A 17,850-nucleotide genomic window follows, 5' to 3' on the forward strand; every position below is an offset into this window, starting at 1 on the left:
GCAGCACGCCGAACCTGCCCAAAGGATCCCGCAAACCTGCACCAAAGCGCATTGTCAGAGGCTTTTTACGACACAATTGTTGACCCTGACCACACGCACCCTGTTGCACTTTATCTCGTTGTAAAATATCTATATAGTGGTGTATGTGAAAAAGGGACCAACCACCTCTTTTTGCGTGCGAGACTTCCGGACTTTCTCGCAGCCACCCCGAAAGGGAGTAATTCACTCTCCTTCACTCCTCTCACCGATTCAAAAGGAATGTGCATGTCCACCTCTGAGGCACCTCACGCCCCGAACTCCGCACCCGCATCGGGATTTTCTGCGAAGTTTTCCCACACCCTGCGCTCCCTTGAGGCAGCGCAGAAGCCCGGCATTGGCGTTCCCGCCTACACCCGCTGGGTTAACCGCCGAGTAGCACGCTACTTCGCCGCGGCAGCTGTCGCTCTGGGCATCACCCCCAACGGCGTCACCGCAATTTCCGCTGCATGTTCCGCGGCAGGCCTCATCGTTCTGATTACCTGCCCGCCCAGCGTCGGTGTAGGTATCTGCGTTGCCCTGCTTTTCGCTCTCGGTTACGGCCTGGACTCCGCTGACGGCCAGGTTGCTCGCGTGACCGGCGCATCCTCCCCTGCCGGTGAGTGGCTCGACCACGTGGTCGACTCCATCCGTGTGCCCTCTGTGCACATGGCAACCCTACTCTCCTTCCTGCTGTACCCGGCACACTACTCTTTCACCGGCTCCAACGCATTCAACGGCTGGATTATTGCCATGCCGATGATTTTCACCGCACTGACCGCAGGTCACTTCATGAGTCAGATTCTTGCTGAGCAGCTGCGCAACAACCGCAAGACCGCCGCTCCCCCGACCGGTGGCCCCCTGCGCTCCTTCATCAACCTGCACATGGACGCTGGCACCCTCTGCTGGATTTACATTTTCCTTGGCTTCGGCCCCGTATTCGTCATCGTCTACGCGCTGCTTCTGCTGGCTAATGCCGCAACCGTCCTGCTGTCCATGCGTCGCAAGTACGTTAGCCTCGCGACCCCCGCTGAGTAAGGAGAATCCCAATGATGCACTTCACCTCTCGCAACCCTGCTGTTTCCGCCGTTATCGCAACCAACGGCAAGCGCCCCGAATTGCTTCGCGTGGCGGTCCGTTCCATCCTTGAGCAGAGCTACCGCGGCTTCGTTGAAGTCGTTGTCGTCTTTGACCGTGTTGAGCCCGACCGCCTCGAGGACATTGAGGTCGGCGAAAACCGTGCCCTGAAGATTGTCTCCAACACCCGCTCCGGCGGTCTGGCTGGTGGCCGCAACAGCGGTATCATCGCCTCCAGCGGTGAGATGATTGGCTTCTGCGATGACGACGACTACTGGATGCCCTCCAAGCTCACCCAGCAGGTCGCTCTCTGGCGTGAAAACCCCGAAGCAGCCGCTATCTCTTCGGGTATTACCGTCCGCTCCGGCGGTCAGGACATCGTGCGCCTGGCGCCCGAGCGCGCAACCTTCGCAGACTTCCTGCGTTCGCGCATTACCGAAATTCACCCCTCCGCCATGCTGTACTCCCGCGAGGACCTGCTCGGCGTTGACGGTAAGCCCGCCCGCATCGGCCTGGTCGATGAGGAGCTGCCCGCCGCCTACGGTGAAGACTACGACCTGCTGCTGCGCGCAACCCGCCACGGCGATGTGCTGAGCGTACCCGAGCCGCTGATTCTGGTGCTCTGGGACCGCCCCTCCTTCTTCTCCGGCAAGTGGCAGTCCATGGTTGACGGCCTCAGCTACATTCTGCGTAAGTTCCCCGAATTTGAGCAGGACCCCAAGGGCCTGGCTCGTATCGCCGGTCAGATTGCGTACGCGCAGGCGTCCCTGGGCAACAACAAGGAGGCGCGTGCCTACGCTCGCGCTGCTCTGCGCCGCGACCCCAAGCAGCTTCGTGCTTGGGCGGCGTATGTTGTGTCCACCGGCGTTATTAAGCCCGCTACTCTTCTTGATCTCGTCCAGAAGACCGGTCGAGGTCTCTAACCAGATATCGCACAGACATGGTTTCCTCTTCCGTTCTTTCTCCTCCGGGCACTTCGCCTGTGGCACTAAAGGATTCCGCCGGATCGGATAGTACTCCGCCCAGCGGTATTCTGCGTGCCCGCGCGCGCATCCGCCCGTTGTCTACGGCGCAGAAGAAGCTCCCCGCCTGGCCTCTGCTGGCATTGCTGTACGGCTTCCCGGTGCTGTGGGCTTTGGGTGTGCTTCAGATTGCACCGCTGGTACTGGCAGCAATCATGCTTTTTTACCTCATTATTCGAGGTAATGTACGTGTGCCCAGTTCCCTGTGGGTGTGGGGCGCATTTTGCGTGTGGGTTGTTGTTGCGGCGCTTGCCCTGACCCGTTCCACCGACATTATTGGTTGGGGTCTGCGCTTTGTAAATATTCTCAGTGCCGGTATTTACGCCCTGTACTACTACAACGCGCGAGCCTCTATTAGCCTCAATAGGGTGCTGGGCGGTCTGGCTACTCTGTGGGTGACCCTGATTGTTCTGGGTTACGGCGGTGTTCTTTTCCCCGAGTTCCGTCTGCGTACTCCGATGAGCTTCATCATGCCGGCTGGTTTTATGCAGAACCCTCTGGTGCGCGACTACATGCTTCCTCCCCTGGCTGAGGTTCAGCGTCCTTGGGGTGCTCCCGAGGCGTATATTCGCCCCTCCGCGCCGTTCCCCTACGCGAATAGTTGGGGTCTGGCGTACACCCTGCTCACCCCGGTGATGCTGGCGTGCTTGCTTCGACTGCGTTCCATCTGGCTGCGTATTGCGTTACTAATCGGTATGGCGCTTTCTACTGTGCCTGCGATTGCGACCAGTAACCGCGGCATGTTCATTGGTCTAGGTATCAGCGCAGCGTACGTACTGTTGCGTCAGTTCCTCGCGGCTAATTGGCGTGCTGTGGGTATGGGTGTTGCAGCGATTGCGGCTGTGGTTGTGGCGCTCTTTGCGTCGGGCACCGTGGATAATATTCTGGGTCGTCAGGACTACTCTGACTCCACCGGTGGTCGTGCGGCGCTCTACCGCGCCACCTGGAAGGCAACCTTGGAGTCCCCGATTATTGGTTATGGCACTCCGCGTATGGAACCGAGCATTGGCGTGTCAATGGGTACCCAGGGGTACCTGTGGACTCTGATGTTCTGCTTCGGCTTCGTGGGTCTGGCACTGTTCGCACTCTTCATGGTGTGCACTGTAGCAGGCGGCGCGCGTGTGAAGACCACCTCCGGGTACTGGCTGCATAGCGTGCCGGTCGCGTGTTGCGTCGTCTTCATCTTCTACAGCTTCGATATTGCTCAGTTGACCATTCTGATGCTCGCGTCGATGGCGTGTATCCGTTCCATTCGGGATGGTGAGGGGCTATGACAAAGAACCAGTCCCCTCGCGGTTTAGAGACCACTGCGGTTTCGTCTTTCGATGATGCGTATTCGATGACCGGTCACCCTAGCCGCCGTGCACGCCTGCGTGAGAGCAGCGAGTACATGGATCCTGTAGTAGAGCAGGCTGACTCACAAGCTGAGTCTTCTGCCGATGAGTTTGCTCCGACGGTGGATGATATCCGTTCCGGTCGTTTTCCTGCGACCACGGCACTGTCGATTGTTCCTCCGGCTCGAGGCTTTGCTTCCGAGGAATCGTTGCCCGATTCTTTGGAAGCGGGGTCTTCGGAGTCAGGTTCTTTGGCTGCAGGTTCCTCAGCGGCGAACGCTAGCGCTGTGGCGGGTGCTCATCTGCCCGGTTCCCGGCGGATAGCCCCGTCTGCTGCAGAGTCTGTAGAAAAGGTGCAGGAAGAAAAGACTCCGAATGAGAAGGCTAAGCCTTCCGCATCAGGTGCTCAGGCCGATAGCGCATCCGCGAAGAGCGCGCCGGTTAAGAAAGCTCCCGGAAAGGGTAAGCAGCCCAGCCTCGCGAAGAGCGGCTCTCTTGCTTCTCTGTGCGTGATGTACGGTGCGGGTATCGCGTTCGTGACCACGATGGTGGTGTCGAACGGTATTGGTGCTGAGGGTTCGGGCGAGTTTTTCCGTCTGATGGCGTTGTTCGCGATTGCGATTTCATTGGTGACCTTCGGCGCGGATACGGGCTTGGTTCGTACGATGAGTGCTCAGCGTGCGCTGGGTCGTTACGGTGTGCTTCCGCAGCTAATCCGTTACGGTCTGATTCCTTCGCTGGTGACTTCGGTGCTTCTGGTGGTGGGTGTGTACATCTACACCGAGATTGTGCCGATGGCTCCCGAGTATCAGGCGGCAATGCGTGTCAGTTCGGCTTTCGTGCTGATAGCGGCGCTGATGACGGTGTTCTTCGGCGCTCTGCGTGGCCTGCATCGTGTGGTGACTTTTACGGTTCTGCAGAATGTTCTGCTTCCTACTCTGCGTTTTGCGGCGGTGGGTTTGGTGGTTCTTTTCTCGGGTCAGCTCATGGATTTGGTGTACGCCTGGACCGTCCCGGTGGCGATTACTGCGGTGGTTGCCCTGTGGCTTTTGGAGCGGGCGTTCCCTTCCGAGGAGCATGTGGCGGTTCTTCCTTCTGAGGATTCTCCGGCTGAGACGTTCCGTTCGTTCTGGGGTTTCAGCTCTGCACGCGGTGTCGCTACCATTGTGGAAACCATCCTGGAGTGGATTGACGTGCTGGTGGTGACGGCGTTCTTGGGTGCCGCTGCTGGTGGTATCTATGGTGCTGTGAACCGTTGTGTTCGTGTGGGCACCATGATTGAACACACCGGCCGCGTGGTGACCGGCCCGTCGATTAGTGCGGCGCTGGCGACTCGTCAGCTGGATCGTGCTCGAGATATTTTCCTTTCGACCACTCGCGTGTTGACTGCGTTGTCTTGGCCGTTCTACCTCTCCCTCGCGTTCTTTGGTCCGACTCTTTTGGGCTTCTTTGGTAAGGGCTTTGAGGCTGGCGCCGGTATTCTCTGGGTGATTTGCCCGGCGGCGATGCTGTCGATGAGTGCCGGTGGCGTGCAGTCTGTTCTGCTGATGAGCGGTAAGAGCCGCTGGCAACTGTTGAACAAGCTCTCCTCCCTGGTGGTGGCTGTGACTTTGAACTTCACCTTGGTTCCGGTATGGGGCCTGTACGGTGCGGTGACGGCTTGGGCTTCTGCTCTGCTGATTGACACCTTTCTTGCGAGCTACCAGGTGTTCCGCCTCGTCGGTATTCGCGCTTCGGCCCGTGAGATGGCTCCTTCGCTCTTCTTGGGCGCGGCTGTTCCGACAGCGTGTGCTCTGGTGTCTTTGACTTTCTTGGGTCAGAGCGTTCTGGGCGTTATCGTGTACGTGGTGCTACTCGTTCCGGTGTATGGTGCGGTACTGTACCGCTTCCGCAAGGCGCTGGGTATTGAGCGTTTCCTCTCCGCCCGCCGCGCGAAGACTTAAAAGCCTTCCGCTTCTTCTACGTTTTCTCCGATATTTAGTGTCCGTTTCTCTTCCTCTAGGATGTCCTCATGGATAACACCTCTCATACTTCCTCGGTTACCCTTGGCAGCCAGGTACGTCGCATTTTCCGACACCGTCTGCTAATTCTGCTGTCGGTCGTGGTTTTCGCTGTGGCGGGTGCCGCTTACGGCTACATGACCAATAGCAAGTACACTTCTAAGGCTTCGCTGGTTGTTTACCCGCTGGTGGTTGATCCCGCCGGTACCGGTAGCGCTAACTCCGCGAAGGTGGATATTGCTACCGAGTCTCGCGTTGCTTCCTCTCGTGAGGTTGCGCAGAACGCGGCTAAGGCTCTGATTGCTAATGGCGATACCCTCTCTGAGGCTCAGCTGACCAGCCGTCTGATGAACTCCGTCAAGGTGACCGGCACCTCCCAGACTGCTGTTCTGGATATTGAGGTGACCCGCCCCAACGGCACGGAGGCTGCACGTTACGCTAACGCTATGGCAAACGCGTACCTGCAGGTTCGTTCCGAGGCTCTGAAGAGTAGCGTTGATTCTGCTCTGCACCAGATTGATGAGCAGATTTCTGCCCTCGAGGGTGATAACAACCGTGCGGCTCTGCTTTCTCAGCTACAGGAGCGTCGCGCCCAGATTCAGCTGACTTCCACCACCGGTGGCCGCGTGATGAGCGAGGCTCAGGTTCCGGCTTCTTCCTCGGCGCTTGGCCCGGTGAAGATGGCTATTGTTGGTGCTGTTGCCGGTCTGCTGATTGGTGCTGTACTGGCTTACGGTCGTGACCGCACCATGCGTCACGTTGGTTACGCTGACCGTCTGGAAGATGCTGGTATCCCGGTTCACGAGCTGGGTTCCTCGTCTGAGGCGAATGACGCCTTCATGCTGCTGCGCACCATTGGCGCTCCCGATGGCGATGTGAAGAGTGCTGGCGCATCCGGTATTGTCATTCTGCCCGGTACTGACCGCGGCGTTGAGCACCTGTACCAGATGTTGCAGCGCGTTCTGCCCACCGAGTACGCACGTTTCACCGACTACGCTTCGGTCCGTGACGCTCTGACCCGCCACACTCCCGAGTCGCTGGTTGAGAAGAGCGAGACTCCTCTGGTGATTAGCCTGAGCACCGCTACTCCCCTGTCGACCCAGCTGCGTTTCGTTCAGGCTGGCGGCGTGGCTCTGGTTCCGGTGACTGCGGCTACTTCTCTGCAGCAGGTTCGTGAGCTTTTCGCTCAGCTGAATCAGCTTGAGGGTGTGAACGCTCTGGCTGTTTTCCTGGACCGCGAGTAGCTAGACCGGGGATATCTAGACCGGCAGTAACTGGACCGCGCGTCATCGGGTCTATTGATGGATGCCTCGCCTCTGTGCGGGTTCATCCTTTGTCCTTGAGCGTAGGGTCGGTAACGCCTGTTGAGGCGGATCTGTTGTAACAGGTCTGTTGATGCAGGCGTTGCCGGACCCGCCAGCTCACCTTTATCTTCTCTTCTTATTTTTCTCTTGTATTGGGGCTTTAGGAGAACACTATGACTGAGGCAACTTCCTCTCAGGCACCGAAGAAGAAGCTTCTGCTGGTTTCTAGCAGTGGCGGACACTTGAAGCATCTGACGGCTACTTCTGCTGCGTGGCAGGATTATGACCGGGTGTGGGTTAGCTTTAAGCAGCCCGATGTTGAATCTTCTCTGGCTGATGAGAAGACCTATTGGGCTTATTACCCGACCACTCGAAATATTAAGAACGCTATTCGTAATCTGTTCTTGGCATTTCGTATTTTTCCGAAGGAACGTCCGGATGCGGTTGTTTCTGCCGGTGCCGGTGTTGCTGTTCCTTTCTTTGTGGCGGCTAAACTCTTAGGCGTAAAGACTCTTTATATTGAGTGTTTTGACCGCCCGACTCTGCCGACGATGACCGGCAAGATGCTGTACACCTTTGCTGATCGAATTATTGTTCAGAGCGAGGAACAGCAGGAGAATTTCCCTGATTCTCGTGTGATTCATCCCATTTTCTAAGAGTGATGAATTTATCCTGAAAATAGCGTCCTCGCGTGTGCTGAGGACATTATTTTCAGGGTATAGTATTTATTAAACATACAGATACGCGTAAGTCGTGCGCTCCACTGTGGACTCACCATCCAAGCGAACTAACCACTCGCCAGAGAAGCGTATGCGGAGATTACTCACCATTTTCTCCGGCACGACGCCGCCGCGTATGCCAATTGATGCCCTCCGGATTTTTGCATCAGGTATACGGGGTTACTACCGATAAATACATAGAGAGGAATAGGCTATGTCTATTCAGAACTTCCCCCGCGTCAGCGTTGATACTTCCAAGTTCGACCTGCCCGTATTTACCCCTGCCGTCGCGCCCGTTCGTATTCCTACCAAGACTTACGATTTGGTGGTGTCCCTCGGCACCGACGTTCACACTTTTGATCGTCTCCTGCGTTGGGTTGAGGCTTATCTTGAGGCTCACCCCGAGGTCACCTGCCTCGTGCAGCATGGCCACACTGCGCCCATTAAGCACGCAGACAACCTTAAGCTTCTTCCCGCCTCCGAGCTGCTGGACTACTACGCAACCGCACGCGTAGTACTGGTTCAGGGCGGCCCCGGTTCCATCCAGGATGCACGCCGTACCGGCGCCCTGCCCCTGGCTGTTCCGCGCCGCGCAGAGTTCGACGAGGTCGTTGACAACCACCAGGTCCCCTTCACCGCTCTGATGGAGAAGCGCGGTCACGCTGTTGTCGTTGAAAGCCGCGAAGACCTCTTCGACAAGCTGGATCTTGCTCTGGCGAACCCCTCCCTGTTCCGCACCGCTGAGCCCTACATCTCCACCCCGGAGATTTCTGCAGCGCAGCTGGGCGAGGAACTGCGGGATCTGCTCGCTGGCAAGACCCACCGCAAGGATTCCTTCTGGGGTCGTCTGAAGCAGGCCGCTCGCGCACACCGTGCGGGTAAGGCTGAGATGGCTCGCATCGACGCAATGGCTCCTAGCGCCTAACCAGCGCCTAAAAGCTTTAGCTTTCTAAGCCCAGCATCCTTAGTGATGCGATGCGGGAGCCCCCCGGAGGTGTGTCCCACTTTTAGACCGGCATGCGAATCCTCCACCCACCCTGTGAGAGGATGCGAACGTTTTCCCTTGTTCACGGCATATTCTCAGGTGGATTCGCGTCTTTACATTGGTTGCGAAACCCCGCGCACCGTATCCTTAGAAGGGATAATGCGCGGGGTTTTCGCGCACTACGAAAGGAACAATTATGGCAGTTCAGGAATCGACCGTTATCAACGCAAGCGTTGAGCAGGTTATCGAGGCGTTCTCTAGCGAGGATTTCGCACGCTTCGTATGCTCCGAGGTTGGCGTGGAGTTCGGTAGCTTCTCCGTTTCCGGTGACACCTCCGCTGAGTTCACCGCAACCACCGAGCGTACCGTGCCCGCTGAGCGTGTGCCGGACATCGCTCGTAAGTTCGTCGGCAACGGCGTTGCTATGACCCAGGTGGACACCGTAAGCGCACCGGCTGCTGACGGCTCCCGCACCGTTTCTACCGAGGTCAAGGTCAGCGGCGTTCCCGTGTCCGCTCAGGCTACTCAGAAGCTGACTCCCGAGGGTGAGCAGACCCGCCTGGACGTTAACGGTGAGGTCTCCTGCTCCATCCCGCTGGTGGGCAAGAAGATTGCAGCCGCTGCTGAGCCTCAGGTTGGCCGCGTGCTGAAGGTTCTGGGTTCCTCCGCTGAGAAGTGGCTGGCACAGCGCTAAAGCTTATGAGACGCTCACCTTTGAGGTGCAGCTGATATACCGCCAATATGCAGAGGATCCCCGCCGTAAGTACTTACGGCGGGGATCCTTTTGTGTCTTAATGAGTCTCTATGGGCTCTAGCGCCCCCACGAGGGCGTAGGGGCGTTAGGAGGCGACGATTGCCTCGGAGTATTCGCGCTCGCCGAGCAGCTCAGCGAAGCGGCGCATCTCTACGCGCAGGTCGTGCTCTGCTTCGAGCAGGTCAACGACCTTGCGCAGCTTGGTGCTGGAGGTGTGCTCGGTGTAGGGGAAGTAGTGTACTTCCACACCGACCTCTGCGAAGCGTGCTTCCAGGGCGTTGCCCTTTTCGGTGTCCTTCCAGTCGTCGCCCTTGAAGAAGACGTTGAAGGGCTTCTGCTTCCAGGTTTCGAGCTTGTCGGGGGTGGTTTCGACGTGCACTTCGTCCACGTAGTCGATGTGGCTGACGATAGCAGCACGCTCTTCGATGGGGATAACGGGGCGGCGGCCCTTGGTCACTTCCAGAACGTCATCGTGCACGACGCCTGCAATGAGGTAGTCGCAGTTTTCCTTAGCCTTGCGGAGAATCTCGAGGTGGCCGTAGTGGAAAAGGTCGTAGGCGCCTGCGGCGTAGCCAATAATCATGGGGCTTCCTTGTGGTTGGTAGCGGCGATGGTTATTCCGGTGTGGTTGAAATACCGGAAGGGGTGAGAAACATAACCGTTATCTGTAGTGATGGCAGGAGAATTAGCGAAGATTGTTCAGCACTGAGAAAGTATTCTCTCTACGCTGTTTTTCTTCTCGCTATCACGTGAGAATATGCGGGTCCGAAAAGAGTTTCTCGAGGGTGCTGGTTGGGCGCCCTTGGTCCTTTTATTTTACCAGTCACCTTTTTGGAGGAAAAAGGCAAAGATATAAATATGAGGCGGATACAGTGTAGTATCCGCCTCATATTTTCATCCTATTGATTTAAATCAAAGAAATCTTATATCAAGAAAGAGTAGGGGTAGATTCTCAGCTTGAATCCCGTTCGGTGCTCACCGCTCAAAGTTCATCGAAAAGCATTACACATCCATGCAATATATTGTTGACGGCTCCATTCGATATTTTCGATTGGCGTTCAAATATTGGCTACCTACCGAACAAACCAACCTACCCCCTCGGCAAAGAATTAGTTCTTCGCAGCGGCTTCCTTAGTAGCTTCCTCAACCGCAACCCACGAAAGCATCGCACACTTCACGCGCGCCATGAACTTCGAAACGCCGGAGAAGGCCGCCATATCGCCGTACTCCTCTTCGTCCAGGGTCACCTTACCGCGCGAGCGCAACATCTCGCGGAACGCATCCACGTGGCTCTGCAGCTCGGAGACGGTCATGCCCGGAGCCATTTCAGAGAGCACGGAGGCGGCAGCCATGGAGATGGAGCAACCGTCGCCTTCCCAGGAGATCGAGTCGATGGTCTTCTCGCCGTCCTTCAGCTCGTCAGAGAGCACCACGCGCAGGTTGATTTCGTCGCCGCAGGTGGGGTTGTACTGGTGGTTATCGGCGCTTGCATGACCGGCGGGTACCTCTACGAGGTGCTCGCCGCTGCGCTGCTTAGAATGCTCCAGAATAATTTCCTGGTACAGGGATTCAAGAGACACGATGATCTTCTTCCGTCAGTTGGTATGTCTGAAAAATTGGGGCGTTAGCTTCTAACGCGCCTGCTTTTAGAAGCCGAAGTAGGGGCGCACCTCGGCGAGTGCCTTCAGGAAAGCGTCCACATCTTCGGTGGTGTTGTAGATGTAGGTGGAGGCGCGGGTCGAGGCGGTCACACCGGCGCAGCGGTGCAGCGGCTGGGCGCAGTGGTGGCCCACGCGCACGGCGATGCCCTGGGTGTCGAGCAGCTGGCCCCCGTCGTGCGGGTGCACGCCCTCGATGGCGAGAGCAACCAGGCCGGCACGCTTAGTGGGGTCGGTGGGGCCGAGCAGGCGCACACCGTCAATCTTCTGAACGCCCTCAACGAGGCGGGCGCCCAGTTCGTGTTCCCAGGCCTCAACGTTCTCCATGCCCAGGTGCTGCAGGTAGCGCACAGCGGCGGCGAAAGCAACTGCCTGCGAGACACGCTGGGTACCTGCCTCAAACTTGATGGGGGCGGGCATGTACTCGGCATCCTGCAGACCCACGCGGGTAATCATGGAGCCACCGGTCAGGAAAGGCGGCAGAGCTTCGAGCAGTTCAGCACGACCGTAGAGGGCGCCGATGCCGGTGGGTGCCAGCATCTTGTGGCCGGAGAACGCCGCGAAGTCGACGTCCAGGGCGTGGAAGTCTACGGGCATGTGCGGTACAGACTGGCAGGCGTCCAGCACGACGAGCGCGCCGTGCTTGCGCGCCATGGCGACCATACAGGGCACATCGGTAATCGCGCCGGTCACGTTTGAGACGTGGGTGAACGCCACGATGCGGGTCTTCTCGTTGATGATGCCCTCGGCTGCCGCGTAGTCGAGCTGACCGTCCTCGGTAGAAGGGATGTGGCGCAGAGTCGCGCCAGTACGCTGAGCAAGAATCTGCCAGGGAATGAGGTTCGCGTGGTGCTCAATCTCCGTGGTGACGATTTCATCGCCGGGCTTCAACGCGAAACGCTCAGCGGCGGGACCGCCGATGCCCTGGGAGGCGTTGCCGATGGAGTAGGCAACCAGGTTCAGCGCCTCGGTTGCGTTGGAGGTCCACACGATTTCTTCGTCAGTGGCACCAACGAAGTTCGCGACGGTGGTGCGCGCATCCTCAAACAGGTCGGTTGCTTCGACCGCGAGGGTGTGGGCGCCGCGGTGTACAGCAGAGTTAGCGTGCAGGTAGAAGTCGCGTTCTGCGTCGAGAACCTGAAGGGGTTTCTGGCTGGTCGCCCCCGAATCCAGGTAGACCAAGGGATGCCCGTTGACCTCAGTGTTGAGGATCGGGAAGTCCTGGCGAAGCTGGCGTACGATGTCGTCGCTCAGCGGGGTGTTGGCGGGGGTGGAGTATTCAGCCACGGGTACCTTCTTCTCTCGCTCATACGCTCCACGGTCGGGTATTTTCCCGTCGTGGAGCGTATAACGTCATTCTTTTCTAGCTTATTCCCTCACCGGGCTCTTGCATAGTTAGGTAGAGCCTAGTTCACACATCGGCCTATATCATGCGTTGACCCAGTTCAGTGCTTACCCGGCACGGGTTATACGGCTAGGAACCTGCGCCGTGGTAGCGCTGCTGGGTTGCCAGCAGGCCTTCCTTTACGAGCATCATGGTTGCATCCGCTGCGTTTGAGATGAGGAAGGGCAGGTCCTTCGCTTCGGTGCTGCTGAAGGGCTTGAGCACGAAATCTGCGGTGTCCATGCGTCCGGGAGGTCGACCGATGCCGGTGCGCACACGGTAGTAGTCCTTGGTGCCCAGCGCCTTGGTGATATCGCGCAGACCGTTATGGCCACCCTCTCCCCCACCAATCTTGAGCTTAATGGTGTCGAAGGGGATATCGAGTTCATCGTGCACAACGATGATGTGGTCGGGGTTAATATCGTAGAACTGGGCTAGAGCCGATACCGGGCCGCCCGAGGTGTTCATATAGGTCAGGGGCTTGGCCAGCACTACCTTGGGTCCGCCTATACCCAAACGTCCTTCCAGCACCTGGGCGCGCGCGCGTCCGTGCTTCTTGAAGCCACCGCCTACTTCACGCGCCAGTTCATCAACCACCATCTGGCCGATGTTATGGCGGGTTTTCTCGTACTCCGGGCCCGGGTTCCCCAGACCAACAATGAGCCACGCATCAGACATATCTTCGCCCTTTCCACGGCGCTGTAAAAGGTTTTTAGAAAATTCATGGACTACACCATTCTATGAGTATGGCCCGCTACCACCTCAGAAGAGAGGTAGCGGCGGGCCATCCACAAATCATTGTTGCGCTAGGCGCAGGGCGCGGTCTAGTGCTTTGAGTTATCTGAGTCGTGAGCTTCGCCAGCCTGATCTGATTCCTCGGAAGCTTCAACGATGTCACCCTCGGGTGCGTTTTCGCCTTCTTCACCGGGCTCGGGAACGTCGAGTTCCTCGGGCTCAGAAACGTTAACGATCAGCAGTTCAGCGTCTGCAACCAGGGTTACGCCTGAGGGCAGTTCAACGTCTGATGCCAGAACGTGAGCGCCAGCTTCGCGGCCTTCGATGCTCACGGTCAAAGCTTCGGGTGCCTTCAGTGCGTCAGCTTCAACCAGAAGAACGGTTTCTTCCTGGTTAGCAACGGCGCCAACAGCAGGCTCGCCTTCAACGTGTACAGGAACCTCAATCTCAACGCGCTCGCCGCGCTTAACGGTCAGCAGGTCGATGTGCTGCAGTTCAGGGCGGATTGCGTGACGCTGGATGTCCTTGATCATTGCGAGGTGTGATTCACCTTCGATGTCGAGGTCGAGGATAGCGTTGGGGACGCGGGCAGCCAGGGTGGTTGCGTGGCCGGGGAGTACTACGTGCTTGGGCTCTTCGCCGTGGCCGTAGATGACGGCGGGGATGTCGCCTGCCATGCGGATGCGGCGCGCGTAGCCCTTGCCGAAGTCGCTACGTACGGTAGCTGAAATTTTGATGGTATCTGACATGAGTTGTCCACCCTTTCTTGGTTAGAAGTTATGCGCCAAGTGGAATAGGGACTGGCGCCAGAAATCTCTTTCCAACCAGCCACCGTCAGTTACGGACCTACACGTTTCGTGTATTCCACCGCCTTGGCCAAGACAATATTGTACAGGTTCCCGGCTCTTCTTCAAGGGCCGGGAACCTGTGATATGGCGCTTTTCACGCCTTTTATGCTGAATCGCATCAACATGAGCACCCAAGAGAGCAGCGGACGTCCACTCCCCCTCGCGGCGACACTAACCATAGAGTACGAACCTTGGACCGCTGACTCTAGGAGGCGTTCGCTTTCAGAATCGATACAAGGTGATCAATCCTTCGAGCAAGTACCCGGGAATACAAATTCTCAGTCATAAATCTACGAGCCCGCGCTGAGGCAGCCGCCAATTCACCAGGAGCGCGAAGAATCCCATCAATCTTCCGGGCTAGTTGCTGAACATCGCCCTGAGGAACAGACCAAGCCATTTTTTGAGAGACCAGAAAGTCTAGCGTTTCATTCGAGAATCCAATAATGGGAACTCCCTGTCCAAGGGTTTCATAATATGTCATCGAGGGGTCACCCTGCAGATGAGGCATAACCATCAAATCAATATTCTCTCGAACAAAAGGCTCCCATTCATCCTTATAGGACATAAAACCTTTATACACAATATTAGGAGCTCCCTTTTCAAGAATATCCTGTCTATCCACCCCATCTCCAATGAGATAGAAAATAATTTCAGGATTAAGGTTATATACAGCCCATGATATATCGGCTATATACTTCGACCCCTTCAATGGAGATATATTCCCCGAAAATGCAATTGACTTCGGAAGTTTATTAAAATCTTTCTTTTTAGCAACGGTTTCAACTCGATGATCAAAATACAAGAATGAGTTCCTGGAAAGGTTGCCATATGATTCAAATGCCGCAGGACCATTGCACTGAATCCCCGCAGATTTACGCATCATTTTTCGGGTCGCAAGTTCTCCCTTCCAGAAACCAAGGTATGCCCGAAGAGTACCCACCACTCCAATCTTTCCATTTCGCGATGATTCCGCATGGAAGATAGCGTAACGAATCCGTCGCGTGACTTCGGCGATATAGACAACCTTACAAGGCATGGACAGGAAACGCTCTGCACCCTTTTTACCAAGAACTAGGGCGACAACATTACCCTTGACGTTCTGCAGATACTCATCTGCAGATTCCTTTCTAAGATTGATCTCATCCTTTGAGATTCTCCTACAGGTCGAAGGATTTGGGCATTTTTTAAAATCAATAACACCTCCTTCAGTAACCACGCTACACTTTACCTCAGGATAGTTTTTTTCAAGAAAATCCTTATACGCTTTATATCCCAAGAAGCTACGTTCATAGATATAAAAACCAGCAGAATCTTCAAAAGCATTTCCGGGATCGACAAAAACAATCTCGCCCAGACTATCAACAGCCATAGTCTCCTCCACCATGATTGAATACACTTGTACAGGTATTAGATCACTTTAAATCAACAATTTATGTATTTTGCGAACTTTTATCTACATAAATCAATATTCATACACTCTATTACTTAAACCCTCTTAAATTCAGAGCGTATCGCTTACCGAGTCCACAAGACATAACTAATACTCTTGAATTTGAGGGGATAATCAGTGAGCATTCTGTATTTACTGCTTCAGATAGCTCTCCAATGCGACGCGGTGATCGCGCGGGGTGAAGCCTGCAGCAATCAGCTTGGACAGGTCCATTGCCGAGTTCGTCGGACGGTGAGCGAAGAGCTCAGCGTTGGCGAAGTATTCCTCGGTGGTGGTGTCGCTGACTCGTGCCGGGTCATGGCCGGTGCCCTCGTACACTGCACGAGCGAACTGCGCCCAGTTGATGACCTCACCGGTGTTCGACACGTTGTAGGTGCCGTATTCAGCGCCAGAGAAGAGCAGGTGCAGGGCAGCTGCCGCCAGGTCCTGGGTGAAGGTCGGGCGGCCCCACTGATCGGCGACCACGGACGGGTCGATACCACGCTCAGCCAGGGACGCCATGGTGCCCACAAAGTTCTTGCCGGCGCCAACAACCCAGCTGGTACGCAGGGTGTAGTGCTTACGCCATGCGGCAGCGGCAACCTCACCGGCAGCCTTGGACGCGCCGTAAACGCTCAGCGGTGCCAGGGGGTAATCCTCCGGGTATTCCTCACCCAGGGGCAGGGAGCCGTCAAAGACGTAGTCGGTGGATACGTGAACCAGCGGCAGGTTAGCTTCTTCACAGATAGAGGCAAGAGCGCTCACACCCAGGGCATTAGCTGCCCAGGCTTCACGGCGACCCTCGGGGGTTTCTGCCTGATCCACTGCGGTGTACGCTGCAGCGTTGATAACCGCACGGAAGGAGCGCCAGCGGAATGCATCGCGCCACTGCTCGGGCTTGCCCAAATCGAGGCGGTCGCGATCCACAGCCAGGAAGGGCACGTTCTGCTCGGTGAGCTGGCGAACCAGCTCGGTACCGAGCTGACCGCCCGCGCCAATAATCAGAATCGGGTCGGCTTCCAGGGGCTTGATCTCGTTCAGACGCGGGTGGTTACGGTCCTTCTCGGAGAGCTCTGCCTTCGCCAGGTCGATGGGCCAGTCGATTGCAACGGTTTCATCGGCGAGGTTCAGGAAGCTGTAGCCGGACACTGCGTCCGCCGACCAGTGATCATTCACCAGGTAGGTGTAGGCGGTGTTCTCTTCCAGAGTCTGGAAGGAGTTACCCACGCCGCGGGGCACGAAGATTGCGGTGTCCGGGCCCAGCTCCACGGTGACGACCTTGCCGAAGGACTCGCCGGCACGCAGGTCAACCCACGCGCCGAAGATACGACCGGTCGCAACAGATACGTACTTATCCCACGGCTCGGCGTGGATACCGCGGGTGGTACCTACCGAAGCGTTGAACGAGATGTTGTTCTGGACGGGGTTGAAGTCGGGCAGACCGGCTGCGACCATCTTCTCGCGCTGCCAGTTTTCCTTGAACCAGCCGCGGTTATCGCCGTGAACCGGCAGGTCGATAATGAGCAGGCCGGGAATCTCGGTTTCAGTAACCTTCAATTCCTTGGTCATTACTGGCCAGCCTTTGCGTACTTAGCCTCAACCTCAGCCTTCAGGGGCTCCCACCAGCCGCGGTTGTCGGTGTACCACTTAATGGTGTCGGCAAGACCGGACTCGAAGTCGGTGAACTTCGGCTCCCAGCCGAGCTCTGCACGCAGGCGGCTACCGTCGATTGCGTAGCGCAGGTCGTGACCGGGGCGGTCAACCACGTGCTCGAAGTCGTTCTCATCCTTACCCATCAGGCGCAGGATGGTGCGCAGAACCGTGATGTTGTTCTCTTCGCCGTCTGCACCGATGAGGTAGGTTTCGCCAATCTTGCCCTGCTCCAGGATGCGCAGCACAGCAGAAGAGTGGTCGGATGCGTGAATCCAGTCACGGACGTTCAGGCCCTCGCCGTACAGCTTCGGGGTCAGACCCGAGAGGATGTTAGTAATCTGGCGGGGGATGAACTTCTCGATGTGCTGGTAGGGGCCGTAGTTGTTGGAGCAGTTAGAGATGGTTGCTTCAATACCGAAGGAGCGGACCCATGCGCGCACGAGCAGGTCGGAACCTGCCTTAGTGGAGGAGTAGGGGGAAGAGGGGTTGTAGGGGGTGGTTTCGGTAAACTTTGCCGGATCGTCCAGCTCGAGGTCGCCGAAGACCTCGTCGGTGGAGATGTGGTGGTAGCGGGTGCCGTGCTTACGGACTGCTTCCAGGAGGCTGAAAGTACCGATGAGGTTAGTGTGAATAAACGGTTCGGGGTTGGACAGGGAGTTGTCGTTGTGCGATTCCGCAGCATAGTGAACAACAGCGTCTGCCTTGCCGACCAGTTCGTCAGCCAGCTCGCGGTCGGCGATGTCGCCTACGACGAGCTTGAAGCGGGATTCAGGAAGACCCTCCAAAGACGCAGCGTTTGCGGCGTAGGTCATCTTATCCAGCACAGTAATAGTGTGATCAGTGTTATCGATGAGGTGGTGAACAAAGTTCGAACCAATAAAACCGGCACCGCCGGTAACAAGAATGTGAGCCATACGGTATATTTTACCCACC

16 protein-coding genes are annotated in these 17,850 nt (G+C 56.9%); 8 read left to right on the forward strand and 8 right to left on the reverse strand.

What is annotated here, in order from left to right; all coding sequences use genetic code 11:
• The first annotated feature begins 264 nt into the window (after positions 1-264).
• From ACP3RB_RS06135 to ACP3RB_RS06170, 8 genes are all read left to right on the forward strand, one after another.
• On the forward strand, positions 265-1,053 hold the full coding sequence (locus tag ACP3RB_RS06135; protein ID WP_304191439.1) for a CDP-alcohol phosphatidyltransferase family protein: 789 nt from the start codon (positions 265-267) through the stop codon (positions 1,051-1,053).
• Positions 1,054-1,064: 11 nt separating this feature from the next.
• A complete protein-coding gene (locus tag ACP3RB_RS06140; RefSeq protein WP_070542646.1) occupies positions 1,065-2,015 on the forward strand; it encodes a glycosyltransferase family 2 protein in 951 nt (316 codons plus the stop codon).
• A gap of 59 nt (positions 2,016-2,074) precedes the next feature.
• Positions 2,075-3,388, forward strand: a complete 1,314-nt coding sequence (locus ACP3RB_RS06145) for an O-antigen ligase family protein (RefSeq protein ID WP_426698814.1) — start codon at positions 2,075-2,077, stop codon at positions 3,386-3,388.
• Positions 3,385-5,391, forward strand: a complete 2,007-nt coding sequence (locus tag ACP3RB_RS06150) for an oligosaccharide flippase family protein (RefSeq protein ID WP_426698815.1) — start codon at positions 3,385-3,387, stop codon at positions 5,389-5,391. The genes ACP3RB_RS06145 and ACP3RB_RS06150 overlap by 4 nt, the downstream gene beginning before the upstream one ends.
• Positions 5,392-5,459: 68 nt before the next feature.
• Positions 5,460-6,692 carry a Wzz/FepE/Etk N-terminal domain-containing protein gene (locus ACP3RB_RS06155; protein ID WP_426698816.1) on the forward strand — a complete coding sequence of 411 codons (1,233 nt, stop codon included), beginning with the start codon at positions 5,460-5,462 and terminating at the stop codon, positions 6,690-6,692.
• 233 nt (positions 6,693-6,925) lie between these two features.
• Entirely contained in the window at positions 6,926-7,408 is a 483-nt protein-coding gene (gene pssD, locus ACP3RB_RS06160; RefSeq protein ID WP_049338802.1) for a PssD/Cps14F family polysaccharide biosynthesis glycosyltransferase, read from the forward strand.
• Positions 7,409-7,685: 277 nt separating this feature from the next.
• On the forward strand, positions 7,686-8,396 hold the full coding sequence (locus tag ACP3RB_RS06165; RefSeq protein ID WP_426698817.1) for a glycosyltransferase: 711 nt from the start codon (positions 7,686-7,688) through the stop codon (positions 8,394-8,396).
• A gap of 256 nt (positions 8,397-8,652) precedes the next feature.
• Positions 8,653-9,150: a DUF2505 domain-containing protein gene (locus ACP3RB_RS06170; RefSeq protein WP_060823806.1), complete on the forward strand. Its 498-nt coding sequence runs from the start codon at positions 8,653-8,655 to the stop codon at positions 9,148-9,150.
• Between the two features lie 145 nt (positions 9,151-9,295).
• Here ACP3RB_RS06170 and ACP3RB_RS06175 read toward each other — a convergent pair whose 3' ends face one another.
• The 8 genes from ACP3RB_RS06175 to rfbB all read right to left on the reverse strand — a co-directional run bounded on the left by ACP3RB_RS06175 (position 9,296) and on the right by rfbB (position 17,831).
• Positions 9,296-9,793 carry an adenylyltransferase/cytidyltransferase family protein gene (locus ACP3RB_RS06175; RefSeq protein ID WP_060823807.1) on the reverse strand — a complete coding sequence of 166 codons (498 nt, stop codon included), beginning with the start codon at positions 9,791-9,793 and terminating at the stop codon, positions 9,296-9,298.
• A gap of 526 nt (positions 9,794-10,319) precedes the next feature.
• On the reverse strand, positions 10,320-10,790 hold the full coding sequence (gene sufU / locus ACP3RB_RS06180; protein ID WP_070600637.1) for a Fe-S cluster assembly sulfur transfer protein SufU: 471 nt from the start codon (positions 10,788-10,790) through the stop codon (positions 10,320-10,322).
• Positions 10,791-10,856: 66 nt separating this feature from the next.
• The gene (locus tag ACP3RB_RS06185) at positions 10,857-12,155 is read right to left on the reverse strand and encodes an aminotransferase class V-fold PLP-dependent enzyme (protein ID WP_426698818.1); all 1,299 of its coding nucleotides are present in this window, start codon (positions 12,153-12,155) and stop codon (positions 10,857-10,859) included.
• 187 nt (positions 12,156-12,342) lie between these two features.
• The gene (pth, locus tag ACP3RB_RS06190; protein ID WP_070688333.1) at positions 12,343-12,930 is read right to left on the reverse strand and encodes an aminoacyl-tRNA hydrolase; all 588 of its coding nucleotides are present in this window, start codon (positions 12,928-12,930) and stop codon (positions 12,343-12,345) included.
• A gap of 146 nt (positions 12,931-13,076) precedes the next feature.
• The gene (locus ACP3RB_RS06195; RefSeq protein WP_012904012.1) at positions 13,077-13,736 is read right to left on the reverse strand and encodes a 50S ribosomal protein L25/general stress protein Ctc; all 660 of its coding nucleotides are present in this window, start codon (positions 13,734-13,736) and stop codon (positions 13,077-13,079) included.
• 304 nt (positions 13,737-14,040) lie between these two features.
• Positions 14,041-15,204, reverse strand: coding sequence for a glycosyltransferase (locus tag ACP3RB_RS06200; RefSeq protein ID WP_311452448.1), 1,164 nt, complete (start codon positions 15,202-15,204; stop codon positions 14,041-14,043).
• A 213-nt stretch (positions 15,205-15,417) separates the two neighbouring features.
• Positions 15,418-16,833 carry a sugar nucleotide-binding protein gene (locus ACP3RB_RS06205; protein ID WP_311452449.1) on the reverse strand — a complete coding sequence of 472 codons (1,416 nt, stop codon included), beginning with the start codon at positions 16,831-16,833 and terminating at the stop codon, positions 15,418-15,420.
• Positions 16,833-17,831, reverse strand: a complete 999-nt coding sequence (gene rfbB, locus ACP3RB_RS06210) for a dTDP-glucose 4,6-dehydratase (RefSeq protein WP_044142793.1) — start codon at positions 17,829-17,831, stop codon at positions 16,833-16,835. The genes ACP3RB_RS06205 and rfbB overlap by 1 nt, the downstream gene beginning before the upstream one ends.
• Between the last annotated feature and the right edge of the window lie 19 nt (positions 17,832-17,850).

Source organism: Rothia mucilaginosa, from assembly GCF_049990865.1.
Classification (GTDB): domain Bacteria; phylum Actinomycetota; class Actinomycetes; order Actinomycetales; family Micrococcaceae; genus Rothia; species Rothia mucilaginosa_I.